21 protein-coding genes are annotated in these 25,872 nt (G+C 53.8%); 14 read left to right on the forward strand and 7 right to left on the reverse strand.

The window, feature by feature from the left end; genetic code table 11:
* Window positions 1-198 precede the first annotated feature (198 nt).
* From TH4_RS14665 to TH4_RS14705, 9 genes are all read left to right on the forward strand, one after another.
* Window positions 199-2,025: an ABC transporter ATP-binding protein gene (locus TH4_RS14665; RefSeq protein WP_064781713.1), complete on the forward strand. Its 1,827-nt coding sequence runs from the start codon at window positions 199-201 to the stop codon at window positions 2,023-2,025.
* Between the two features lie 101 nt (window positions 2,026-2,126).
* Window positions 2,127-3,656 (forward strand): ABC transporter substrate-binding protein, encoded by a 1,530-nt coding sequence (locus tag TH4_RS14670; protein ID WP_064781682.1) that lies wholly within the window; start codon window positions 2,127-2,129, stop codon window positions 3,654-3,656.
* A gap of 73 nt (window positions 3,657-3,729) precedes the next feature.
* A complete protein-coding gene (locus TH4_RS14675; RefSeq protein WP_008890453.1) occupies window positions 3,730-4,653 on the forward strand; it encodes an ABC transporter permease in 924 nt (307 codons plus the stop codon).
* A gap of 4 nt (window positions 4,654-4,657) precedes the next feature.
* Window positions 4,658-5,512, forward strand: coding sequence for an ABC transporter permease (locus tag TH4_RS14680; protein ID WP_064781683.1), 855 nt, complete (start codon window positions 4,658-4,660; stop codon window positions 5,510-5,512).
* A complete protein-coding gene (locus tag TH4_RS14685) occupies window positions 5,509-7,260 on the forward strand; it encodes a M14 family metallopeptidase (RefSeq protein WP_064781684.1) in 1,752 nt (583 codons plus the stop codon). The genes TH4_RS14680 and TH4_RS14685 overlap by 4 nt, the downstream gene beginning before the upstream one ends.
* A gap of 183 nt (window positions 7,261-7,443) precedes the next feature.
* Window positions 7,444-8,154, forward strand: coding sequence for a GNAT family N-acetyltransferase (locus TH4_RS14690; RefSeq protein WP_064781714.1), 711 nt, complete (start codon window positions 7,444-7,446; stop codon window positions 8,152-8,154).
* Window positions 8,155-8,217: 63 nt separating this feature from the next.
* Complete coding sequence (locus TH4_RS14695) at window positions 8,218-9,153, forward strand: glucosaminidase domain-containing protein (RefSeq protein WP_064781685.1); 936 nt, start codon at window positions 8,218-8,220, stop codon at window positions 9,151-9,153.
* A 92-nt stretch (window positions 9,154-9,245) separates the two neighbouring features.
* Entirely contained in the window at window positions 9,246-9,884 is a 639-nt protein-coding gene (locus TH4_RS14700) for a CDP-alcohol phosphatidyltransferase family protein (protein WP_064781686.1), read from the forward strand.
* A gap of 169 nt (window positions 9,885-10,053) precedes the next feature.
* Complete coding sequence (locus TH4_RS14705) at window positions 10,054-11,157, forward strand: ABC transporter substrate-binding protein (RefSeq protein ID WP_064781687.1); 1,104 nt, start codon at window positions 10,054-10,056, stop codon at window positions 11,155-11,157.
* An 81-nt stretch (window positions 11,158-11,238) separates the two neighbouring features.
* On the opposite strand, the gene TH4_RS14710 is transcribed toward TH4_RS14705, so the two are convergent.
* The 6 genes from TH4_RS14710 to TH4_RS14735 form a co-directional block, all read right to left on the reverse strand.
* Complete coding sequence (locus TH4_RS14710) at window positions 11,239-11,586, reverse strand: hypothetical protein (RefSeq protein WP_064781688.1); 348 nt, start codon at window positions 11,584-11,586, stop codon at window positions 11,239-11,241.
* Between the two features lie 97 nt (window positions 11,587-11,683).
* Window positions 11,684-11,956, reverse strand: a complete 273-nt coding sequence (locus tag TH4_RS14715) for a GIY-YIG nuclease family protein (protein ID WP_064781689.1) — start codon at window positions 11,954-11,956, stop codon at window positions 11,684-11,686.
* A gap of 170 nt (window positions 11,957-12,126) precedes the next feature.
* Window positions 12,127-12,909, reverse strand: coding sequence for an SDR family oxidoreductase (locus tag TH4_RS14720; RefSeq protein WP_064781690.1), 783 nt, complete (start codon window positions 12,907-12,909; stop codon window positions 12,127-12,129).
* 122 nt (window positions 12,910-13,031) lie between these two features.
* Window positions 13,032-13,691, reverse strand: coding sequence for a 2-dehydro-3-deoxy-6-phosphogalactonate aldolase (locus tag TH4_RS14725; RefSeq protein WP_064781691.1), 660 nt, complete (start codon window positions 13,689-13,691; stop codon window positions 13,032-13,034).
* A gap of 65 nt (window positions 13,692-13,756) precedes the next feature.
* Window positions 13,757-14,689, reverse strand: a complete 933-nt coding sequence (locus TH4_RS14730; protein ID WP_064781715.1) for a 2-dehydro-3-deoxygalactonokinase — start codon at window positions 14,687-14,689, stop codon at window positions 13,757-13,759.
* A 109-nt stretch (window positions 14,690-14,798) separates the two neighbouring features.
* Window positions 14,799-15,809 carry a cation diffusion facilitator family transporter gene (locus TH4_RS14735; RefSeq protein ID WP_064781692.1) on the reverse strand — a complete coding sequence of 337 codons (1,011 nt, stop codon included), beginning with the start codon at window positions 15,807-15,809 and terminating at the stop codon, window positions 14,799-14,801.
* Between the two features lie 505 nt (window positions 15,810-16,314).
* Between TH4_RS14735 and katG the strand changes: the two genes are divergently transcribed.
* Complete coding sequence (gene katG, locus TH4_RS14740; protein ID WP_064781693.1) at window positions 16,315-18,498, forward strand: catalase/peroxidase HPI; 2,184 nt, start codon at window positions 16,315-16,317, stop codon at window positions 18,496-18,498.
* 107 nt (window positions 18,499-18,605) lie between these two features.
* On the opposite strand, the gene TH4_RS20680 is transcribed toward katG, so the two are convergent.
* Window positions 18,606-18,998: a hypothetical protein gene (locus TH4_RS20680; protein WP_157097760.1), complete on the reverse strand. Its 393-nt coding sequence runs from the start codon at window positions 18,996-18,998 to the stop codon at window positions 18,606-18,608.
* Between the two features lie 813 nt (window positions 18,999-19,811).
* Here TH4_RS20680 and TH4_RS14745 point away from each other — a divergent pair.
* The 4 genes from TH4_RS14745 to TH4_RS14760 all read left to right on the forward strand — a co-directional run bounded on the left by TH4_RS14745 (window position 19,812) and on the right by TH4_RS14760 (window position 25,457).
* Window positions 19,812-22,229, forward strand: coding sequence for a hypothetical protein (locus TH4_RS14745; RefSeq protein ID WP_157097761.1), 2,418 nt, complete (start codon window positions 19,812-19,814; stop codon window positions 22,227-22,229).
* 91 nt (window positions 22,230-22,320) lie between these two features.
* Window positions 22,321-23,202, forward strand: coding sequence for a COG3904 family protein (locus TH4_RS14750; protein WP_157097762.1), 882 nt, complete (start codon window positions 22,321-22,323; stop codon window positions 23,200-23,202).
* Window positions 23,203-23,305: 103 nt separating this feature from the next.
* Window positions 23,306-23,977 carry a methyltransferase family protein gene (locus TH4_RS14755; protein ID WP_083997119.1) on the forward strand — a complete coding sequence of 224 codons (672 nt, stop codon included), beginning with the start codon at window positions 23,306-23,308 and terminating at the stop codon, window positions 23,975-23,977.
* Between the two features lie 337 nt (window positions 23,978-24,314).
* Window positions 24,315-25,457, forward strand: a complete 1,143-nt coding sequence (locus TH4_RS14760) for an amidohydrolase family protein (protein WP_064781696.1) — start codon at window positions 24,315-24,317, stop codon at window positions 25,455-25,457.
* The last annotated feature ends 415 nt before the right edge of the window (window positions 25,458-25,872 follow it).

Genomic DNA, 25,872 nt, shown 5'->3' on the forward strand with positions numbered 1-25,872 from the left:
AACCGCGATCAGGGTTGCTGAACTCTATTATCTGGAAAAAGGTACGTGCTGCCGGTGCAGCAAACATCGGGATCATCGCCCCCCACGGCGTCCCAACACCACCTTTATCAGATGCCAACCATCCACAGCAATTCCGGTCCCGGTCTGCACGGTACGCGCCACCCCGCGTTCCGACACTTGATAGTCGAGGATAATCGCGTGACTGAACATGCCCCGATTCTGCGTATTGAGGATCTGTCTGTCGAGTTTGGCGCATCGCGCGTCATTGAAAACCTGAATCTTTCCGTTTCACCGGGCAAAACGACAGCCATTGTCGGAGAGTCCGGATCAGGCAAGTCAGTGACCTCTCTTTCGGTGATGCGTCTGGCAGAAATGATGGGGGCAACGTACCCGTCCGGGAAAATCATCTTTGAAGGAACGACGGGCAAAACGGATTTGCTCGCCCTGCCGCAAAAAAAGATGCGTGCGATCCGTGGCAAGGACATTGCCATGATCTTCCAGGAACCGATGACGTCGCTGAACCCGGTTTTCACCATCGGTGATCAAATTGCAGAATCGCTGATCCTGCATGAAGGCATGTCCAAGAAAGACGCTCTGAAAGAAGGGCTGCGGCTTCTTGAAATGGTGCGCCTGCCAGATGCAGCACAACTTCTGAACCGCTATCCCCACCAACTTTCCGGCGGCATGCGACAGCGCGTAATGATCGCCATGGCCCTTGCCTGTCGGCCCAAAGTGCTGATTGCTGACGAACCGACCACCGCCCTTGATGTCACCATTCAGGCCCAGATCCTGACCATCATCCGTGATCTTCAGGCCGAACTCGGCATGGCGGTTATTTTCATCACCCACGATATGGGCGTGGTGGCCGAAGTTGCCGACGACGTCGTGGTGATGTGGAAAGGTAAAAAGGTCGAGGAAGGCCCGGTCAAAGACCTGTTTGCCAACCCAAAGCACCCCTACACCAAAACACTTCTTTCGGCGGTTCCGCGTCTTGGTGCCATGGCGGGGGAGAAATTCCCCAAACGGTTCCCGGTTGCCGTCATGGATGGCGACACCCCGCGTATCGTAGGCAGTGAGCACATCCAGAACACGGCAAAATACGATGCGCAACCACTTTTGCAGGTGCGCGATCTTGTCACCCGGTTTGACATCAAAAAGGGGATTTTTGGCGGCGTCACCCATCGTGTGCATGCGGTCGAAAATGTAAGCTTCGACATTTACCGCGGCGAGACCCTTGCCCTAGTCGGAGAGTCCGGATCAGGCAAATCGACGATCGGGCGCACCATTCAGCAATTGCAAAAAGCCACCAGCGGTAACATCACATTCGATGGCCGTCCCTTTGCCAGCATGGGCAAAGCTGATCAGCAACGTCTGCGTCAGGAAATTCAATATATATTCCAGGACCCGTTTGCATCGCTTGATCCGCGCAAAAAGGTCGGGTTTTCAATTGCCGAGCCGATCCATACCCATCATCTGATGGATGGTACCAAACAGATCAAAATGCGTGTTGACCAGTTGCTTGAACGTGTCGGCCTGACATCGGCACATGCGGACCGCTATCCGCACGAATTTTCCGGCGGTCAGCGCCAGCGCATCTGTATTGCCCGTGCACTTGCCTCGAACCCGAAACTGATCATCGCGGACGAAGCCCTTTCGGCCCTTGATGTGTCGATTCAGGCACAGATCATCAACCTGTTCATGGAATTGCAGGAAGAACACGGCCTGGCCTACTTGTTCATAAGCCACGATATGGCCGTCGTCGAAAAGATGAGCCACCGGGTCGCCGTGCTGTATCTGGGCCAGGTCGCCGAACTTGGTTCACGCCAGCAGGTTCTTGAAAACCCGTCACACCCTTATACGCAGCGCTTGCTCAGCGCCGTACCAGTGGTCGACCCGACACGCGACGTTAATCGCACCATGCTTGACGGTGAAATTCCAAGCCCGGTGCGTCGTGTCGGGGATGAACCGGCCCTTGTCAGCTATCAGGAAATCGCACCCGGCCATCTTGTGGCCAACGCGGTCTGATCGGGCTTTCGGGACGTCACCCAAAAAAACACCAGAAAATCAAAAACCGGTGTTTTCCGTGATGCTCCAAAAGCCAGCCACCAACCAAAGGAGAAAACTTGATGATTAAACAGGGAATGCGTACCGCCCTTATGGCGCTGGCTCTTGCCGGTGGCATGATGGCGTCTGCGCCGGCACACGCCGAAGGCACACTCACCGTTTCCTCGCCGCAGGATCCGGGCAGTTGGGATCCGGTCGATACCTTTCTGGTTAACTGGGCCTCGGTTGCAACCAACATTTATGATGGTCTGACCTATCGCGGGCCGGACACCAAACTGGTACCGGGTCTGGCAACCTCGTGGGAGGTTCTTGATGACGGTTTGCGTATCCGCTTTGCGCTGCGTGAAGGCGTTACCTTCCATAATGGCGAACCGTTCAACGCCGATGCTGTAAAATTCACCTTTGATCGCCTGATGGGCGAAGAAGGTAAAAAAGGCCCGCAGCGTTCGAACTATGCCGCGATTGATCATGTCGAAGTCATCGACGATTACACGGTCGACATGCACCTCACCCAGCCTGATCCGGTTCTGCTGACCAAGCTTGCCGGCTATGGCGCGATGATCGTGCCGCCGAAATATATCGCTGAGAATGGCGAAGACTATTTCAATGCACACCCGGTCGGCACCGGCCCGTTCAAATTCGTATCCTATGAACCGAAGGTCGGCATCAAACTGGAAGCTTATGACGGGTTCTGGGGCGATCAGGCCAAGATTTCCAATCTTGAATACCGCTTCATCAGCGAGCCGTCGACGGCTGTTGCCGAATTGCAGGCTGGTCGCGTTGACCTGGTGATCCCGCCGACCATTCCGATCGGCATGATCCCGACCATCGAAGAAGACCCGAATATTCAGGTCGTCACCACCGCAAGCCCGACGGTCTATGCCCTGCGTTTTAACACCGCGAACGGCATTACCAAGGATGAGCGCGTGCGCAAGGCCATGATTTATGGCGTTGATCGCAAGGCGATCATTGATGCGGTTCTGGGTGGTCAGGCATCCGAGATCGTCAGCTTCCAGGGTGAATTGTCGTTTGGATATGATCCCTCCCTGGAGCCGCTTCCTTATGATCCGAACAAAGCCAAGGAACTTCTGGCCGAAGCGGGCGTCGCACCGGGCGCCAATGTTCAGATCAATATTCGCGGCAATGATTCAACCTTTAACGAAGTGGCGCAGGCTGTTGCCAGCTACCTTCAGATCATTGGCCTGAATGCAACGATCAAGCCTTACGAAACCAACGTTCTGCTAAACGACATTATCCCGCAGGGTAAAACCGGCGAGATGTTCCAGCAGTCCTGGGGTGGCTGGACGCTTGATTTCGATAACACGGCTTATTTCATGTATCACACGGGTGAAAAATGGAACCCGTATGACAGCGACCCCAAAATGGACGAGCTGCTTGAAAGCCAGCGCGCCATCACCGATCAGGTCAAGCGTGAGGAAATCCTGCGCGAGATTGCCAATTACGCAGCTGATCGTGCGCTGGAAATGCCACTTTACAACCTCAATGCGATCTTTGGCCTATCCAACCGGGTTAAAAACTTCATCCCGGTTCCCGATAGCCGCCTGCGTCTGAACGAAGTTTCAGTCGACTGATCCTTTACGGGATGCCGCCTGCCCCGCATTACGGGCGGCATCCCACCTTCTGTTTGCTTAAGGAATTAAGACCTTGGCCGGATTTCTGATTAAACGCATTTTGCAGGCCGCCTTTGTGATTGTCGCCGTCACACTGGTCGTCGCCTTTGCCGTTCGCCTGACCGGTGACCCGGCACTCATGCTTTCGCAGGGTGCAGGCAGCATCACCGAAGAGGACCTTGCCCGTATTCGTGAGGCACTGGGCGTCAACAAGCCATTTCTGGTGCAATATACCGATTTCTTCCTGGGAATTTTCACCCTTGATTTCGGCCGCTCTTTCCTTGGCGGAACACCGGTGATCGATCTGATTGGCAATGCCCTGCCGGCAACGTTGATGCTGGCCTTTGCCTCGATGTTTGTTTCCATCGCGGTATCAATCCCGCTTGGCATCAAGGCCGCCGTTTCACGCGGCAAATGGGCAGATCAGTTTATCCGGATCATTTCGCTGATCGGGCTGTCATTCCCGAACTTCTGGTTGGCCATCATGCTTGTTCTGCTGTTTTCCATCACCCTGCAATGGCTGCCGCCAAGCGGGATGGACGGATTTGCAAGCTTCCTGATGCCCGCCATTACAATGGGCATCATCCTGACTGCGACCAATGTACGTCTTGTGCGAACCTCGATGCTCGAAACCATGCAGTCGCAATACATCATGGTCGCCCGGGCCAAGGGGCTTTCCGAAAGCACGGTGCTGTACAAACATGCGCTGCGCAATTGTGCCATCCCGCTGATTACCTATTTCGGTCTTCAGTTTGGCGGGCTTCTGGGGGGCATCGTCGTGGTTGAGCGCGTTTTCAACTGGCCTGGTCTTGGTACCCTTGCCTTTGATGCTGTGGGGGCGCGTGATTACCCCGTGCTTCAGGCGGTGATTACAGTTCTTTCCATGCTGATTGTTGGCGTGAACCTTTTGGTCGACATTGCCTATGGCCTGATCGATCCGCGGATCAGAACGGAGTAATTCCATGACAGCCATTGCCAAATCCGCCCGTTTCAAGCGGTATAAAAATCTGGAATTCATTCTTGGCGTGCTTCTGACCGGCGGAATCTGCCTTGCGGTTCTGTTTTCCAACCTGCTGTTTCCGGACGGCGGTGACAAGATCAACCTGATGGCCCGTTTGACAGCGCCCTTCACCGACACGGCCCACATACTGGGCACCGACCCGCTGGGCCGTGATGTGCTGGCCCGCGTCGTCATGGGGGGCAAAATCTCGCTTCAGGTTGGCATTCTTTCAGTTGCCGGTGCGGTTGTGATCGGCGTGATCATGGGGCTTGTATCGGGCTATTATCGCGGCTTCTGGGACATGATTGTCATGCGCTTTGCCGATGTACAGCTTGCCCTGCCCTTCATCCTGCTGGCGATCACCTTTATTGCCATTGTCGGCGGCGGTTTGACCAATATGATCATTTTGCTGATCGTCTCGCAATGGGTGCAATATGCCCGTCTGGTGCGCGGTTCGGTCCTGTCGCTGCGCGATCGGGAATTCATCCAGTCGGCACAGGCGATTGGCGTACGCGATATTCACATTTTGCTCCGTCACCTTTTGCCCAACCTGATCGGCCCGGTCATTGTTCTGATGACGTTGAATGTCGCCAATAACATCCTGCTCGAAAGCAGTCTGACCTTCCTTGGCCTCGGCGTTGATCCGCTGATCCCAAGCTGGGGTGGCATGCTGGCAGATGGCCGTACCTATTTGCAGAATGCCTGGTGGGTTTCGGTCTTCCCCGGACTTGCCATTCTTTTGACCGTGCTTGGCCTGAACCTTCTTGGTGACTGGCTTCGCGACAGCCTTGACCCCACAGGTAGGACTTCACGATGACCCGTATTTTCGCCACCACCCTTCCACGGACCATCGACACCCTGATCAGGGATTTCGCAACACCGGCACACAAAGGTCAGGTGATCGAGGCATGGCTGTTTGACGATGCCCCGTCCCGCCGTGCGGCAGAGGCCGCCTTTGCCAAGCACGGTATCACCGCCACGATTAGAAGTTCCTATAAGCCGCTGCTGCATTTCTTCCTGGAAGAAATTGATCTTGCTGCGCAGCCTTATTCTGACATCCGCGTAACCTATCCGCGCCACGAAGCCGCAAACGATAACCGGTTCCTACTTGAAACCTATCCATTAGGCGCACTTGTCGGTGATGCGCGAATCAGTTTTCACGCAGGGCCCCGGACCGACGGGATTTATGAAGTTGTTCTGACCGACCGGAACGGTGCAACGACCAGTCATGAAGTCTTTGCCCCGAACCGCGTTCATCGCGATACGGTCAATGAAACGCATCTGTCACCGACCGGCTGGCTGCGGATTTCTGATGCCGATGGCACAGTCATTGGCGACGCCCAACTCGATACAGATTACGAAACCCTGTTTCATCAAACCATGGCGGCCATTGCCGCCCATGACTGGGGCAATCAGGAACCGTATTTCAATGAACTGAACATCACGGTCGAGCTGCCCGGTCAGGATCACCCGATCGCACACGGGCATGAAGCAATCAGCCTGCATGAAGCCCTGCACGAAGATTTCTATTTCTCGCTGCTTGAACTGTTTCAGGTCAAATCCGGTCGACCGTTGGGTGATCGTGGCCTGCAACCCGGGCAGATCGTCCCGGAAATTAAGGCTGGCACCGACAAACTGACCGTGACGGTCGAAAGCCGCGCACTTTCAACGACGGAAATCACCGGACCGGCACAGGACCTTGATACCGCGAACAATCCGCTCACCAGTGCCCAGATCGCCGACGAGCTGGGTAAAATTGACGGGGACGTCTTTACAGCGCAATCGCGTTCCGGACGGACAATCAACGCGCGTTATCACAGCGGAACCGATATTCCTGTGATGATCAGTGGCGGGCAGCATCCAAACGAAATCACCGGTCCGTCCGGTGCGCTACGCGCGGCCAAGGCACTGGCCAAACGCGATGGTGCGCATTTCACCATTTCGCCACTGGAAAACCCCGATGGCTATGCCCTGCATCAACGGCTCATTATCGACAATCCGTGTCATATGCATCATGCGGCACGCTATACGGCACTGGGGGATGATCTTGAATATCGTACTGGCGCCAACCTGCTGGAAAAGGAAATCCGCAAGAAGGCCCAAGATATCAGCAAGGCGCAATTGCATGTAAACTTGCATGGTTATCCATCCCACGAATGGACGCGGCCGTTATCAGGATATGTTCCGCGCGGGTTTGATATGTGGACCCTGCCCAAGGGGTTTTTCCTGATCATGCGTCATCACGATGACTGGACCGATCATGCCAATGCCTTCATTGATCTGGTCACCAAGCACCTGGCAACCATTCCGGGCCTCCTTGATTTCAACAATGCCCAGATCGAACTGTATTGCACCCATGCGGGCGACACCGGCTTTGACATCATCAATGGGTTCCCGTGTATGATTTCCATCGATGATCGCCATGATGTTCCGCTGACTCTGATCACTGAATATCCTGACGAAACAATCTATGGCGCGGAATTCATTGCGGGTCACACAGCACAGATGGAAACCGTGATCGCGGCCTACGACGCCCATCAAAAACTGATGGCGCAAAAGGGATAGTCACGACCCTTCATATTACCGACAAACACAAACTCCCTTTCAAGCCTCCTGCCCCCGCATTACCCGATGCGGGGGTTTTATATTGGCACCATCACATTTGTAAAACTGGCACTGGAACAGAGGACCAATTCCAACCATCCTGCTGATCAGAAACCACACTTTATCAGACCAACAGGAACCACCATGACCACGCCCCACAAAGACATCTTTGGCAAACCCATCGGCCATCCGGTTGAAAACTGGACCGGGTGCGCATTGCCACCGCGCAACGACATGATCGGCAGCCACGTCATCGTAAGTCCGCTTGATGTTGCCCGCGATGCCACGCAACTGTTTGATGCCAACAGCGAGGTGCCCGATGGGTCGCGCTTCGTATACCTTCCGACTGGCCCGTTTGCCGATTTCACCGCCTACAAGGCGTGGCTCGACGGCATGAACGCCAATAACGACCCGATGCTCCATACCATCATCGACAAGGCATCCAACATGGCCGTCGGCGTTGCCGCCTTCATGCGGATGGATCCCAACAATGGCGTGATCGAAATCGGCAATATCAATTATGCCCCGGCCCTTTCAAAAACCATCGGCGGGACAGAGGCGATGTATCTGATGATGAAGCGCGCCTTTGATGAGCTGGGCTATCGCCGCTACGAATGGAAATGCGACGATCAAAATGCGCCGTCGCGTGCCGCTGCCACACGCTATGGCTTCACCTATGAAGGCACGTTTCGCAATCACATGGTTTACAAAGGGCGCAACCGCGACACCGCATGGTTTTCCGTCATCGTTGAAGAATGGCCTGCCGTCAAGGCCGCGTTCGAGGCGTGGCTGGCACCAGATAACTTTGACGAGACTGGAAAACAGCGCAAACGTCTTGAAGATTTTCGCCGTTAAACCCCAAAGCATGGTAGCATTCTGATCCTGCACCGATGTCAGGTCAGATCAGCGAGGCACACCATGCTTAAACGTGTCCTGATACGCACATTTTCCGTTCTGGCGGTTGTCGCCTTTGGGATGGCCGCGGGCCTCCTTCCCGCTGCACGGGCGGATATCCTTCTGCCGACGCCCGACCAAAGCGACGTTATCCGCATTGAACTGAATGGCTATGAACAGCTTGAAAAGCTGTTTGAGGATCTTGGCTATACCGCAGAACGCTGGAACGCGGGGGAACGCATCGTTCCCCGGCTTTTCCTGCAAACCATCCCGACAAGATGGCGCGACGAACTTGCCGATCAACTGACAGTCACGGCCAAGAAACGCACATTTTTCCGGACACTCGGCCCGTTGACCCTGCTTGCGAACGAGGAAATCGCCCTGCAAAGCAGTGTCCTTCGCGATGCGATCCGTACCAACGATCTTTCGATCATTGCCGAGCTGGCCGAACAATACCGTGTTGAAACAGCCCCCGAAGACCCGGCAACCATCGCGGAACTTGAAAAACGCATTGCACCGGTTCCCCCGTCGCTTGCCATGGCGCAAATGGCCATCGAAAGCGGCTGGGGCACATCGCGCTTTGCCGCCCTTGGCAACGCATTGTTTGGTCAATGGACCTATGGCGGCGAAGGCATCACGCCCGAAGAACAGCGAAAGCATCTTGGTGATTACAAGATCGCGGCTTTCAAAACACCGTTCGGTTCGGTCCGGGCCTATATGATGAACCTCAATACCGGGTCGGCTTACACGGAATTTCGCGATTTGCGCGCCAGAATGATCGCCGATCAGGAACCCCTTTCGGGATCTGTTCTGGCCGAAACACTGACCCGATATTCCGAACGCGGCAATGTCTATATCGAAGAAATCCAGGCCGTCATTCGACAAAACAAACTTAGCCCCGTCGATGACGCCGTGCTTGAAGAAAGCCCCTATTACCAACTGATCCCGTCGGGTGAATAGCCATCTCACCCGCAATCAACAAACTGGTGATTTTCATTCCATCGAACTTGCGCTTATAGTCGCTGTTTCAACGAGATAACCGGAAACACCAGATGTTTGATGCCCGCCTGCGCCCGCTGATTGATATGCCGTTGAATGCGATTGCGCGTACGCTTTCGGGCACGGGCATTACGCCCAACTTCATCACCGGCGTTGGCTTTTTCCTTGGCCTGCTGGCGGCAGGCTGTCTTGTGCTGAAACTTGATTACGCAGCACTTGTTTTGATCCTTGGATCACGGTTCATGGACGGGCTTGATGGCGCGGTTGCGCGCCATGCCGCCCCACGGTCGCGCCATCCCAATGCAAAAAGCCAGGAAAGCGATCTTGGCGGTTACTACGATATCGTGTCCGACTTTCTGTTTTATTCGGGCATCATTCTGGCCTTTGCCATCGGTCGTCCGGAGCATGCCCTGATGGCGGCGTTTCTGATTTTCTGTTTTGTCGGCACCGGGTCGAGTTTTCTGGCCTATGCGATCATTGCCGCCAAGCAGGGCCGCACGGATGGCTATGCCCAAGGCAAGAAAAGCTTTTTCTATCTGACAGGCATCACCGAAGGCAGCGAGACCATACTGGTCTTATGTCTTATTTGTATCTTCCCAGCCTCGTTTAACATGATCGCCGCCATTTTCGGTGCCTTGTGCCTGATGACCACAATGGGACGGGTGCTTCAGGCCAGACGCGACTTTGGCTAGGACTTGGGTTAGGGTTGGTGCGGCAAATATCGCAATATCAACCGCTTGAAACGCATTCGGGGAACTGCCATATCGGATTTGTCGCCTTGTCGCTGACGATTATGACAGGATAAGGCAATAACAAAGGGCCAGCCTATCGGGCCGATCAAGAAAAACTGCAAGGAATAAAATGCGGTCCATCAGGTTTCTGTGCTCTGTCTTTGTCGGATGCTTCTTGCTGGTTGCCTGTGACCAATCAGGCCCGATCAAAATCGGTTTCATTGCCGGCCTGTCCGGCCCCGGATCGGATGCCGGAACGGATGCGCTTGATGCGTTGAAACTGGCCGCCCAACAGGTGAATACCGATGGCGGCATCAATGGTCGCATGGTGGAAATCATTCCGCGTGATGATCTGAAAACCCCGGAAGTCGCCCAAAATCACGTTCGCGAGCTCAAGCGCCTTGGCGTTGATGCCATTGTCGGCCCGATCATCAGCTCGATCGGCATGGCGATGCTGCCGGTGATCAATGAATTGGGTGTCGTGACCATTTCGCCGACGGTCTCGGCCGCCGACTTTGCCGGTTTTCGTGATAACCTGTTTCGCATGAACACCACGACGCGTGAAAATGCGCGCGCCTATGCCCGTCGCTATATCGATCAGGGCTATGAACGGGTCGCCCTTGCCCTTGATGGCCAGAACCAGGCATTTACCGACAGCTGGTATCGCGAGTTCCTTTTGGAACTTGATGCCCTTGACGGGCGGGTCATCTCCAAAATCTGGATCAATACCGACAATATCACCCACGCCGAAGCAGCAAGCCAGTTGTTGGCCGACGATCCCGATGCGATCGTTCTGATCACCAACAGCACAGACAGTGCGATGATGGCGCAGGAAATCCGCAAGCTGTCATCAAGCGTTCCACTTGCGGTCTCAGAATGGGCAGGCTCACAGGCCCTGATCGAGGTCGGTGGCGAGGCGGTCGAGGGCGTGGAACTCGCACAGGCCTATGACCGCTATGACACCAATCCGCGCTTCCAGAAATTTGTCGCGGCGTTCAACGAAATGTTTGGTCGTCAGCCCGGCTATACCGCGGTTCTGGGCTATGACGCGGCGACCGTCCTGTTTGCCGCACTCCGCACCAAGCACCCGGATCAATCGCTTGCCGATGCGCTGACCAATCTGCCACCACAACAGGGGCTGCATCAGGAACTGGTGTTTGATGCCTTTGGCGATGGCAACCGCAACATCTATTTCGTGGCCATCCAGGACGGAAAATTCATCCGGATCGACTAAACAACGCCCATCATTCCCAAAACAAAAGCCCTGCACATGCAGGGCTTTTTCGTATCAGGTTGGTATCGCGATCAACCGATCCTAGTGATCGCTTTCTTCCAGGAAATGATCGCCAAGCCCGGTATCATATTCCATGCCTTCTTTGGTCAGAATGATGCTGGCCGGATAGCCTTCCTTGACCAGCCCCTTGCGGGCAAGTGCGACCCAGACAGCCGGGTTATCGAACCCGCTGGCATCGCGGGCGGCCACGGTAAACTTGCCAACATGAACGTGGTCGCCATGGGCATGGGGGACACGCAAAAGCGTTGCTTCGCCGGTGGCCTCGTCAATCTTGCCCGAATTCGGGTCCTTGGCAATCACCTGTGCCAGCACAAGGGTGCGCAGCTGCAGATTGTTGAGTTTCAGTGGATTTTTGCGAACGAATGCCATGATCGATGGTACCCCGGTTTAAATGCGTTTGTTGCAAGGACATATCTGTCACTTGGCGCGATGATGCAAGCCCTGATTTGTGTCCAAATCAATCAGCCTATCCACCTGCCAGCATCTTACGCAGCTTGCGATCGCGTTTAAGATGCCATTCCCGGCTCATCGCCTGCCCGAAGGTGCGGAACCGTTCGACATAAACCAGCTCCCACTGCCGCCCGCGCGTCGTCTTGGCCCCCTTGCCGCTATTATGCGTGGCAAGCCTGGCGTCGACATCGGTCGACCAGCCAACATAGGTCCGCGGCAAAGTGGCCTTGCCCTGCCCCGGTCTGAAATCACATTCGCGCAGCACATAAACAAAGGTGAATGACGCCATGCTAGCACCACCCTTTGCGTTGGGTACTTGGTGATATGTTGGATTTCGTCACAGGGCGTGTCGAAAATGCCTGTTTGCGAGAACCAGCGCGCAGCGTACTTGACGTACGTGAGCACCGGAAGCGCAGCAAATGGGTGTTTGCAGACCGTCCTGTGACGAAAGGCGACATATCAGCCCATGGTGGAGTTGAAGGCACCACCATCAAGCAAGATGTTTTGCCCGACCATAAATTTCGCATGCTCGCTGCACATGAAGGCACAGGTCGCCCCGAAATCAAGCGGATCACCAAAACGTCCTGTGGGAAGACCCGCCTGGGTTTTCGTGCGTGCTTCTTCCAGCGAAATACCTTCGGCCTTGGACTTGTTGGTCATCAGTGCATTGATACGGTCCGTATCGTGCTGGCCCGGCAGGAGGTTGTTCATGATCACACCATCCTTGGCCACCTGACGCGAAGTCCCGGCGACAAAGCCGGTCAGACCGGCACGCGCACCGTTCGAAAGGCCCAGATGCGGGATCGGGGACTTAACCGAGCCCGACGTGATATTCACAATCCGGCCCCACTGGCGCGAAATCATGCCCGGCAGAACCGCGGTCGCCAGCAGGATCGGGGTCAGCATGTTCGACTGAACAGCGGCCTCCCATTCCTTCTGACCCCAGTCGGACCACACACCCGGGGGCGGGCCACCGGCGTTATTGACCAGAATGTCCGGCGCATCGACAGCGGCCAGAACCTTGTTACGGCCTTCTTCGGTGGTGATGTCGCAGGCGACCGTTGTGACATTCACGCCATAGGTATCACGGATATATTCCGCGGTTTCGTTCAGCGGCCCTTCGGAACGCGCATTAAGCACAAGATCAACACCGGCTTCGGCCAGCTTGATCGCACAGCCGCGTCCAAGCCCCTTGGATGACGCACAAACGATGGCCTTGCGGCCCTTAATTCCAAGATCCAATGGATCCTCCCATGTTCAGGAATTCAGACAATGGCAGGAATTTAGCCCGCACGCCCCCAAGGGTCAAACGCACTTCCACGATTTGGAATTATTTCAAAACCGAATGTTCCGGAACGGGCCCTTCAGCCAAACACAGCATCATGCGCGCTGACATAGGCAATCGCCGCCTGTGTGACATCACCCGCCGTCATGCCGGGCTTGTAGATGCCCGAACCAAGGCCAAAGCCATCACAGCCCGCCTTGGCATAGACGCTAAAATCATCCTGTCCAACGCCACCAACGGCATAAACCGGCATATCTTTTGGCAAGACCGCGCGCATTGCCTTGATGCCCTCAGCGCCGATGATGCTGGCCGGGAAAATCTTAAGCCCGTCGGCCCCGGCCTTGATCGCGGCAAAGCATTCGGTGGGCGTCAAAACACCGGGCCAGGAGGCCATACCGAGTTCCTTGGTTTTGGCGATCACATCGATATCGCAGTTGGGCGATACGACGAATTCACCGTTCGCCGCCTTCACATTGGCAACGTCATCGGTTGTCAAAACCGTGCCCGCCCCGATCATCGCGGCATCCCCGACCGCCTCTTTCATCGCAGAAATGCTTTTAAGCGGTTCGGGGGAATTGAGCGGCACCTCGATCATCGTGATCCCGGCATCGACCAGTGCGCGCGCCATATCAACGGCCTCGTGGGGCTGCACGCCGCGCAGGATCGCGATCAGTTTGCGATGCCCGGCGCCTGAGACGCTATCGGTGATCTGATCATTGACGGATGTCGGATAAGCCATAACTGTCTTCCTGTTTGTTAAGCCCGCTTGCATGTCATGCATCCGGGGCCCGAATAGATCGGCATTTAACCTGTCACAACGTCATGAGCACGCGACAGCCCGGCAAGCGTAATCGCAGCCCCGTCCTGCGGCGTTGCCTTGTGGTTATGAACCGCCAAGGCCGCCTGATAAAGCGATGCCAGCTTGCCCGCCCCGATCAGGGCAATGTCATCCCCCGGCGCAAGGCGACTTAAAACATCGGCAATCTCGGCCCCGATAACCGTGCCTGATAAAACCGCCGCCCCCGGCGCAACAGATGCATCCCCCTTGGCCACCAACGCCCCGGCCCGCACGGTAAACAGACTGTGCAGGAAGGCGGTTGGCTGTTCGGATGCCTTGCGCACCGCATCGGCAAAGGCAGCATTGTCCCATGCATCATCGACCGAATGACGCAGAATGGATTGCTGCGAAAGCAACGCAAATACCTCGCCACTCATATAGGTGCGAAACGCCTTGATCACGCCATCACCAACCTGTGCCCATTTCGAATGGGTACCGGGCAAACAGACCCAGCCGGAAAAGTCCGGGTTCTGCGCCATTAAGCCAACAAGCTGGGTTTCCTCACCGCGCATGACATCAGGGTCACCGCGCTGACAAAGCCCCGGCAGGATAAAAACAGAAATGCGAGGATCGCTCACATTTGGTGTTGCTGCGCCCTTGGCCAGATCGGATGGCCGTGCCGGCACATCGCAGTAAGGCGCTTCAAGCCAGCCCTGCTTGGCCCCGGCCATGCCGCAAATCACCACCGGCAGCTTTGCCGGGTCAGCGCCAAGCCAATCTTCGATCAAGCCAATCAGAACCGCCTCAAACGAAAGTTTGGGGTCGCCTGCAATCGCATTCATGCCCAACGGACTTTCCGCCGAACCAAGGATGTTCGCGGTATCATCCATCGCCCAAAGGCGCAGGTTTGACGTCCCCCAATCAACTGCGATCCAGCTCGGGAAGATCTTTTTAGCCATGTTCGAACGCATCCCTTCCCGTGAAATTCCTTATTGGTTTTATTCCTCATACTATTTCGCGCACGCCAGTTCAACTGCAACCAGCGCACACGCCAATAGCACCGAAGCTTTAAGCCGGGTGGGTTAAGGGGGCGGCATCGGGGTCGCTGCCCAATTCATCGAGAAGCTTCTGATGGGCGCGCCAGTTCTGTGCTTCGATAAACACTTTCGATACTTCGGGAATTTCGGCGCGAATATCGCTTTCAAGCCGCGATACGGCGGCCTCCAATGCGACCGATGTAACCGTATCTTCAAAATCAACACTGACACACACAATCAGGCTTTGCGGCCCGTGATGCAGAGTAATGATCTCGTTGACCTTAAGGATGCCGGGAATGGCGGCAACCATATCATTGATCTTTTTGCGGCTTTGGCTGTTGGCACTTTCACCGATCAAAAGCCCCTTGCACTCAACCGCCAGCATAAAGGCCGTCACCGCCAAAATAAGCCCGATCATCACCGATGCCAGCCCATCAAGAACCGGCATTTCAAGCAAATAGGCCGCCGCAATCCCGACACACGCCACCACAAGGCCCAAAAGCGCTGCTGAATCCTCAAACAGGATGACAAACACGGTCGGGTCCTTGCTGCTGCGCACCGCCTTGATCAGCGGCACGTTCGGATGCTGTGCGCGGAAGGTGATATAGGCCGTGCGAAACGCCATGCCCTCAAGCACAATCGCAATGATCAGGATCGAAAACACCACGTGATAGGTGCGGATATCAAACCCGCCAAGGGTGGCTACCACATGTACATCAAGCGCATGCGGATGAATAACCTTGTCCACCCCTTCCCAGATCGAAACGCCTGCACCCAGGCCGAAAATCATCACCGCCACCAGGAAAGACCAGAAATAGGTCTCCTTGCCATAGCCCAGCGGATGGCGTTCATCGGGTTCACGGGTTGAAAGCTTCAAGCCCAAAAGCAAAAGCCCCTGATTGCCGGTATCGACAAGCGAATGAATGCCTTCCGACATCATCGCGGCCGATCCGGTAATCGCCGCCCCGCCAAACTTGGCCACAGCAATCAGCAAATTGGCCGCTGCCGCCATATAGATGGCACCTTTTGAAGAATGAGACATATGGGGATTTCCGCTTTCTGTGGGGCGATGATTTGGCCAGGCAACATGAAGGGGCAAGAAAACCCCGTATGTTTAAGGCCTTAAGACTGTGAACTCGAACACAGTCTACCCGACTGATTGTAAATGTCACGGCCCCAACCGCCCCCGGCCAAAACCGGCACTTTCGCCACCTCAAATCAATTCATCGATAAAAACTATCGAAAACACATAAAATAACTATTTCCCCTATTACCTGTATCGTTGTTAGCCTTCTCAAAGCGATGGGAAACCCGTTGCGCAAAATTGATTACCCCGTGTCGCATTGCGATCCCTGAGTTGATGATTACCTTCAACATGAAACCGTAACGCATAACTTCTGGTTTCATGGTGCTGGTTTTGGTTAAACTAGGTCAGGGAGAAACAACAAACGGGCGCAACACATCAACGCGTCCCACGACCGCGCGATACACGCGATACGGGTCCAGGAGCTGTTTAAAACATCTCAGCCACGACGGAGAGAGAAAAAATGGACGGAAAACATACCGCAGGGAAATGTCCGGTAATGCATGGTGGCATGACCGAGACGGGCAAATCAGTAAGCGACTGGTGGCCAAAGACGCTTAATCTCGACATTCTTCACCAGCACGACACCAAGGTGAACCCCTATGGTGAAGACTTCAACTATGCCGAAGAATTCAAAAAGCTCGACCTTGAAGCGGTCAAGACCGACATCAAAAATCTCATGACCGACAGCCAGGACTGGTGGCCGGCTGACTGGGGCCATTATGGCGGGCTGATGATCCGTATGGCTTGGCACTCTGCCGGGTCCTACCGCTTGGCCGATGGCCGTGGTGGCGGCGGCAAGGGTAACCTTCGTTTCGCCCCGCTGAACTCCTGGCCCGATAACACCAACCTTGATAAGGCGCGCCGCCTTCTCTGGCCGATCAAAAAGAAATACGGCAACAAGCTTTCCTGGGCCGACCTGATCATTCTGGCCGGCACCATGGCTTATGAGTCGATGGGTCTTAAGGTCTTTGGCTTTGCCGGTGGCCGCGAAGATATCTGGCACCCGGAAAAGGACACCTATTGGGGGGCTGAGCGCGAATGGCTGGCCCCTTCTGACAATCGTTATGACGATGTCTCCAAGCCTGACACCATGGAAAACCCGCTGGCCGCGGTTCAGATGGGCCTGATCTATGTGAACCCGGAAGGGGTGAATGGTCAGCCAGACCCGCTCAAGACCGCCGCCCAGGTGCGTGAAACCTTTGCCCGCATGGCAATGGATGACGAAGAAACCGCAGCCCTCACCGTTGGTGGTCACACGGTTGGCAAGACGCACGGCAATGGCGATGCATCCCTGCTGGAAGCCGAACCAGAAGCCGCCGATGTCCATGAACAGGGCTTTGGCTGGATGAACCACACCAAGCGTGGCATTGGCCGCGATACCGTGACGTCGGGCATCGAAGGGGCCTGGACCACCCACCCGACCAAGTGGGATAACGGCTATTGCAAGCTGCTGCTGGGCTATGAGTGGGAGCTCAAGAAAAGCCCGGCCGGTGCCAACCAGTGGGAACCGATCGGTATTAAAGAAGAAGACATGCCGGTTGACGTCGAAGATCCGTCAATCCGCCGCATGCCGATCATGACCGATGCCGACATGGCCATGAAGATGGACCCGACCTATCGTGCGATCATCGAGAAATTCAATAACGACTTTGAATACTTCTCCGATTGCTTTGCCCGTGCATGGTTCAAACTGACCCACCGTGATATGGGCCCGAAAGCCTGCTATCTCGGCCCGGACGTCCCGAAAGAAGACCTGATCTGGCAGGACCCGATCCCGTCGGTTGATTACACGCTGAGCGAGTCCGAGATCGCCGATCTCAAATCCAAGCTGCTCGGCCTTGGCGTTTCCGCGACCGATCTGATCAACACCGCGTGGGACAGTGCCCGGACCTTCCGTGGTTCGGATCGTCGTGGTGGTGCCAATGGCGCACGCATTCGCTTGGCCCCGCAGAAGGACTGGGAAGGCAACGAACCCGCACGCCTTGCCAAGGTCCTCAAGGCGCTTGAGGACTTCCAGGCAGGCCTTGCCAAGAAAGTCTCGATTGCCGATCTCATCGTGCTCGCCGGTACGGCCGCGGTTGAAAAGGCCGCGAAAGACGCCGGGGTTAACATCACCGTCCCGTTCGCACCGGGCCGCGGCGATGCCACCGATGAAATGACCGACGCCGATAGTTTCGACGTGCTTGAGCCGCTTGCGGACGGCTTCCGCAACTGGTCAAAAAAGGACTATGTCGTCTCACCGGAAGAAATGCTGCTCGATCGTGCACAGCTCATGGGCCTGACCGCGCATGAAATGACCTGCCTGATCGGTGGGATGCGCGCCCTTGGCACCAACCATGGCGGCACCAAGCACGGTGTCTTCACCGATCGTGTTGGTGTTCTGTCGAACGACTTCTTCGTCAACCTGACCGACATGGGCTACAGCTGGAAACCGGCTGGCGACAACCTTTATAACATCGTTGATCGCAAGTCCGGCGAAACCAAATACACCGCCACCCGCGTGGATCTGGTGTTTGGTTCCAACTCGATCCTGCGCGCCTACGCCGAAGTCTACGCCCAGGACGACAACCACGAGAAGTTCGTCAAAGACTTCGTCGCTGCCTGGACCAAAGTCATGAACGCCGATCGCTTTGATCTGGCGTGAGGGCGGATGACTTGATGTGATTTGGAGCTTTAGGGCTCTGATGTGAGAACACCCCCGGTCTGAGGCCGGGGGTGTATAATTAGAAACCAAACCAAGCCAAATAATCCTTAGAGCAGTACAGCCAAATCAAACAATCCAAGAGCAAGTCCAACAACCCAAAAACCAAACCAACACAACAGTATCAAACGATAGTCTTTCACCAGTTCATGAAGCTTGTCTTCAAGATCAATGGAACCATCCAAACGCCATTCCTTTGGCAACAAGATATACACGGAAAATATTAGTGAAATCCCAAGCCAAAAGAATGACAATTTAGCTGCAGTAAATCCTTTATCACCTGGATTTATAACTGAATTCACTGAAACAATAAATGCCACCGTACCGGTGGAAACTGTAAACATATACCGACCTAGATCGTGATATCTTTTTGTCGTATTCTTAATTTCCTCTCCAACCCAATCAGACAATGCATCTGCTACTTTTTCTGGATCCGCCTTCATAAATCCACCCCTTTTCTAGAACCAACTTTCATAACTATTTCTTCTCGCCACTAATAACCCAGTAATATTCCCCACACTTATCACAACACTCCAATCTATCGACAATCAATTGCATATTACGATACATAGCATTCGGATTAGAATTTTCTTCAACAAGCTCAATATCTCTACATTCTTTACACAACTTCTTCATAAAACCCTTCCCTTACCAGCTATCCAAAACAGACCGAAAAACTAGCTCTCGCAGTTACACCCAGTAGGCTGCTTTACATATGCTGCATCGCCTAAGGCGACCAATAGATATGATAGGCATAGGACGCCCAGCATCATCTTTAGTCACAGCGGCAGAAACCGCCAAACGAGTACTTTCTCGCCCAAACAGAAGACCGCCCTTTCTCTGGCTAACGGCTTCTCTAGCATCACCTCGCAACGAACCAGAGGAGCACCTGTTGGACCCAAGAATGCCAGTTCGTCTGGTATTACTTTTCCTTGTTGGTGCTCCATGCTGACCAGCAACCACTTTGAACGCGCCAAGAATTTTCGGCCTACATTTTTCGCAAATTGTCATTTCCCCTCCCTTTCAAAACCGCAACAACTGAAGTGCGAAACTAGATATTCCTATTGGAGTATTTACTTGCATCTACCCCACAGGACGCCATTTTCCCTCAGATCAAGAACTTTAAAAGTGGCACAACTCCACCCACTTGCAGTATTCGAGCGCGCAGAATATCACCCAAAGATTGCAAATAGCATGCGTTACTAATATTTATAATACATACATCTAAACGAGCATACTTAAACCTGAGATCGCTTTTGATTGACCTACATGCAACCATTCGCCTTCGACCAACCAGAATTGCACTTCTGGTGCGACCAACAGATTTAACGAGTATTCGAAAATTCATGCGCATTTGTTGCTGCATGTGGGGTGGAAGATTTAATCCAATTATTCCGGTCTTCAGATCGGCACCACCTGCTTGGCGAAATAGCTGCAGCCCCCAACCTAGCGGCAAAACGATTGCTCAGGGATACTTAGATTTTTTCGAACCTGATGCGTATGTGGAAGCTGAACCAGGACTTCTAGAGCGGTGTGGACTTGATGCTTTTAAAGACAAAAGCTCAATCGGCTCCAGGTCTGTTAGCTTAAACAGAATGCTTCAACCTGAAAGCTATCGCTCCTATTCCGAACTAGCCATGAGCCAGTCAATTACCGATGCTTTACACGAACGGTACGAACGAGAACGCCAGTTCGTTTTACGTGATAAAAATGAGAGTCTATATGTAAAAGAAGAGAGTTCGAACGGACTTTCTGAAGCAATGTTTGGTCTTTATCCATCGGAAAACGCTTCTAAGTACTTCTACGATATTTACCGCGGCGTATTCAATCCATCCGAAGTAACAGCCTCACCAGAAACTTGGCGTAAAGTCTATCGAGAACATGCAGAAACGCCACTGTCCGCAACATCATATAAGTTAGAACTTAACCGAGGTTGGCAACACGACCCAGTTGTGTATGTTTTTGATCCAGAAAGCAGCCTCGACATCATCGATCTTTGGAATATTCGTCTTGAAGCCTCCCCCGTATTACCTATCCCAATTACTTGGTGGAAGGAGCTTGTCCAGGACGTCAACGAGTTTATTCGGAACCATTACCGTCCCTTGCAAGGGAATCCGAACGGTTTAATGCATAAGACAACGATAGAGTTCTCTCGTACACTATCAGAAGATCAAGCCAAAGAAGCACTCTCACAAGTTGATCAAAACCTACCTACTGGATCTTGGGCTACCAAACTCTTCCGTAATGAGGTTTGGCGAGCACAACACCCAAATGTCGGCCCTCGATACAATCGACTTGAACTCAGAGCGGCAGAGCGCAGAACAACGCTAGAGGTCGAGACGAAAGATAACTCGATCATTAAATTTGAGTCACTTCAACCGAGCTTCGCAACTATTGCAGGTGGAGGGCATCACAGCCGATGGATCAACGAAGTCGACCTGGACAGCATTAACACGACCCATGCTACATCATATCCCTTTAACGTTAAAAACCCGTACTGGCCTCACCTAACTTTTCATCGAGAAATGGTCGTCATTGGCCGTTGCGGTTGGTCTTTTGCCCAGTCTTACGTAGATTCGACAACATCAATTGTAGTTTCAAAACAAGAAGATGCGGTTATCTCCTATCTAGAAAACCTAGGCTGTGAAGCAAGACTCTCTGAACCGGGACATATCGCAAAACAAGTACTTCACCACATTGGTGGCTTATGGGGCATCCACTTACTAAAGGACCAAAACACTCTACACCTTTTGAATGAGATGGCCGGGCGCAAAAGGCGACGAGACAAAGAGCGATATACCGATGAAGAGTTGTTTGGTCCTCGCGCAAAACCAGTGAGCGAATGGATCAAATTGATTCAAATCCGCAAGCAAACGAGCCCGCTATCACGGGCTGATATTTCCAAATTCACCGACAGCCGTATTATTCGACTTGGAGTAACAACCAAGTGCCCACACTGCACTGATGCCAACTGGCATGACCTTGATCAAGTTAGCTATCAATTGACGTGTGAAAGATGCCTTGCAACTTATCCTTTTCCACAAGGAACGCCGAATACGAATGATGTTTCGTGGAGTTATCGAGTTATAGGTCCATTTGCAGTGCACGATTACGCGCGCGGCTCATATGGGGCTTTACTCGCTATTAACGCTCTCAGCGGCTATCATCGTTCGAACAATAAATCTGTATTCTCGCCAGCACTCAGCATAAAGCTACCGGGCGGAGATTTATGTGAGGTAGATTATTTTGGCTGGATTTCTGAAGAACTGTACGGAGAGACATACAATCCTAGAATTGTGATAGGCGAAGCTAAATCCTTTGGTAACGGTGAATTGATAAAAAAGAAAGATATCTCACAGATAAAGAAAATTGCCTCTCATTTCCCGGGAGCAGTGATTGTAATTACTGTTCTCCGAGACAAGTTTACGGTAGCTGAAAAGAACTTAATTCGCTCCTTGGTGAGCTGGACTAAGCGCTTTTCATCAAACAGGGAACCCACAAACCCGGTAATTCTTCTCACGGGCGTCGAACTGTTCGGAGATTATACTCTTGAACATATATGGAAAAATGCAGGTGAGGATTACGAACCCTTTGCTAGCCACCGTCATTCTCATTCTTTGGAAGACGTTGCGCGCTCCACCCAAAGAATACACTTGAGCACAACTGCCATTTAAATTTGTATTCTGCGCACCACCCAAGCCCTGTTGAGCTGCGTGTTATATTATTTCGGCAATGGAGGCCCAAAAAGTTAGGGTGAAAGTTCACTTGGGATATTTCCGGGATCACTGGCAAGGAAAGCACGCGCTATTATTCGCGCTGTGCGTCAACCTGATCCTGATCCGGGCTCTGATCCTGTTTGCCGATCGCTATACGCTCCCGCCCTATATCCCTGACCGCATCCCGGCGCTGATCGCGACGATTGCGTTTATTCTTCTTTTTCATGGCGTTGTTTTTGTCTGGCAGGTGGTCGGCGTACTGCGCGCCACCCAACATCAATCGAGCATTCTCGCCAACATCTGGACCGTTGTGACCTATGGGGTGATCGGGCTGTGTCTGGTCTTTACCGTACTCAGCATCGCGGCCTCTTTCCGTGCACTCGCCCCGGAGCGGTTTATACCGGTCAATCTGACCGAGCTTGAAGATGCCCGCGCCAGCCAATATGCGCTGACCCTCAGCCCCGATAACACGCGCATTTACATCACCGGCACCTTTACCCTCGGCATGGCGCAGCGATTGGCCGCCTTGCTTGATCAAAATCCGGGTGTGACCGGCATTGTCCTGCACAGTGATGGCGGGCATGTCTATGAAGGGCGCGGTGTCGGCTTCCTGATCCGGGATCGGGGCTTGGACACCTATGTGTTTGCCGATTGCAGTTCCGCCTGCACGACCGCCTTCATCGGTGGTGCCAAGCGTTACCTTGGCCCCGATGCCCGGCTGGGCTTTCATCAATACAAAATCGATCTCGACTACCCCGTCCCGCTTTATGACATCAAGGGCCAGCAGGAAAAGGAAATCACCTTCTATCGCAGCCAGGGCATTGCCGAGAGCTTCCTTAAGCAAGCCTTCCTCGCCCCGCATTCCGGGATCTGGTTCCCGGAGGTGGCGGAGCTGATCGAGGCTGGTGTTGTTGATGGGGTGGTTGAGTAGGTTTGAGTTTGCAACCGAACGACCGAATGTGAAGCACTGGACGCCAAAATCAACCTGCTAACGCTAGAAGTGACCGCAGTTTGATTTGGCAAGAGTGAACTTTATGATCCCCCCTACAGCACTCCGTTTTGCCGGTAATGCGGTGTCGGGAACGCCCCCGGATGACGCCGGCATGCGAACCATACAGCGCCGAAGAAAACGTATTCTTCGGCTTGGTGTTGTGGTTCTGCTGGTACTCGTTGCCGGATCTCGGTCCTTGACCGATCGGCAGAGCGCGCTTCACGACATGATCGAAGCCGTTGGGCTATTTGCGATTTACGTATGCATCATCGGACGTGGCTGGTGCTCCCTTTATATCGGCGGGCGCAAGAACACAGAGCTTGTCACCACCGGGCCTTATTCAAGCTGCCGTAATCCACTTTATCTTTTCAGCATAATCGGGGCGTTTGGTGTCGGAGCCCAGACCGGCAGCATCGTGCTCGCCAGTTTGTTTGCGGCCGTGTGCTGGATGGTGTTTCGCAATGTGGTCTTGCAAGAAGAGGTGCTGTTATCAGAACGCTTTGGCAAGGCATTCCTGCGCTATACCAATACTGTGCCGCGTTTTCGGCCGACCTGGTTTCGCTGGCGGGATAAAGAAACACTGCTGTGCAAGCCGTCACTGTTTTTAACCACGACGCGCGATGCGATGTGGTTTCTGGCTGCTGGACCGGTATTGGAAGGCATCAAAGTGATGCAGGAAAAGGGATGGCTGACACCTGTGCTCTATCTGCCCTAGGTGCCAAACCTAAATAGGGAGTCCCGGTTTAGCCCGACGCGGTTGAGCGGCTGCCCGAAGCGGTTGAGCGGCTGAAAGACAGCTTGTCCTTTTTCCCGCGCTACGATTTTGCGATCTGCCCCACCCCCAGCAATCGCAGACCTTTTGCCGATTGATCCGATATTTGCTCAGACGTGGACGCGCATAAGTCGATCCACAAAAGGCCGTCTGAATGAAGCGCCTGCCCTTTCCATTGGTTTTAGGCCTACCGGGCTGCCGTCACAAATGTTCGATCCCAAGAACGATGATGACGAAAGCCCCCCGAACGACACAACGTAATAGCGGAGTAGAAATTGATATGAAACCGACCGAAAATCCCCAAGGGAACCTCGCAATAGGACGCCGCAGCTTTCTAAGTGGTGCTGCGGCCCTTGGTGTTGGTGCCGGATTGGCCGCACCCGCCAATGCCGCCAACACCACTGCGGCAGAAAAATCGACCATCGCCTTGCGAGACCAGGACCTGCCCTTTATCGCCACCGAAGAGACCTATACCACCGACGAACTGATCGCGCTGAACGCGATTAACGATGATCACGTGGAATACCTCAAGGAAACCGGTCTTGCCGAACTTGGCCCCGGCCGCATCGGTGACATGGATCAGGCAGGGATCAATATGCAGATCCTCTCGGCACATACGCCCGGTGTGCAGGATCTCGCGGGTCAGGAAGGCATCGATTTTGCCTATCGCCTCAACAAGATGATTGCCACAGGCCCGATGGTCACCTATCCGGGGCGGTTCCAGGCCTATGCAACCTTGCCGCTACAGGATCCGGTGGCATCAGCCGACGAACTGGAACGCGCCGTTCGCGAAGATGGCTTTGTCGGCGCCATGACCAATGGCTTTATTGGCAAAAAGTTTCTCGACCATCCCGATTTTGAGCCCCTTCTGGCGCGGGCCGAGGCACTTGATGTCCCGATATACCTGCATCCGGGTTTCCCGCCCAAGGAAGTCTTCGACATTTACTACCGCATCATGCGGCCAGGATATAATGACGAATATCAGGACTACATTCTCAGCGGTTCCGGATATGGCTGGCACCAGGAGGTTCTTACGCAATGTCTTCGACTGATCATGACAGGAACGTTCGACAGATTCCCCAAACTGCAAATGATCATCGGCCATATGGGAGAAGGCCTTCCATTCTTCTTTGAGCGTATCGTCGAAGATTTGGGCGATGTGACCGAAGGCTCCCTGAACAAGCCCATCGGCCAGTACTTCAATGACAATTTCTGGTACACAACCAGCGCATTTTTCCAGGATGAGCTGCTTCATCTTTTGTTGAAATACATCAGTGTGGATCGTGTGATGTTTGGAACCGATTATCCGTTTGCAGACATGAAGCAGGGAACCGACTGGTTTCGGGCAGTGGATCTGCCCCGTGAAGCCAAGGAAAAAATTGCCTTCCGGAATGCGCAAAAACTGTTCGGTATAAAGGTCTGATACCTCTCCCCAAACCCGCAAGCCTTTACCAAATAAGGCTACAGCAGAGACAAACACCCCGCTCGGGTTCGCCAAGCGGGGTGTTTTGATTTAGGACGTTATTATATCTCGCAAAGAAGCGATTGATAACAGAAGTGGTTGCGGGGGCAGGATTAGCGCTCGCTTTGCTCGCGCAGCTCCGGCCTATGGCGTCGGTTAGACGTGAGCTTATAGCCCTTGCGCAGTCTGCGCGCGGCTCCGCCGTGCTCGACCTTCAGACTAAAAACGTGCCACTGGCACGTTTTCTATACGTCTTCAGCCTTCAAGTTATGAGAAGGCTCATAAGCCAAGGAAGGTTGCAGGTTCGAATGCTGACCCAAGACTAAAACGACAAAACCCCGCCATTGGCGGGGGTTGTTGTTTTGGTTGCGGGGGC

Origin of the sequence: Thalassospira tepidiphila MCCC 1A03514, from assembly GCF_001662875.1 — a bacterium.
Taxonomy (GTDB): Bacteria; Pseudomonadota; Alphaproteobacteria; order Rhodospirillales; family Thalassospiraceae; genus Thalassospira; species Thalassospira tepidiphila.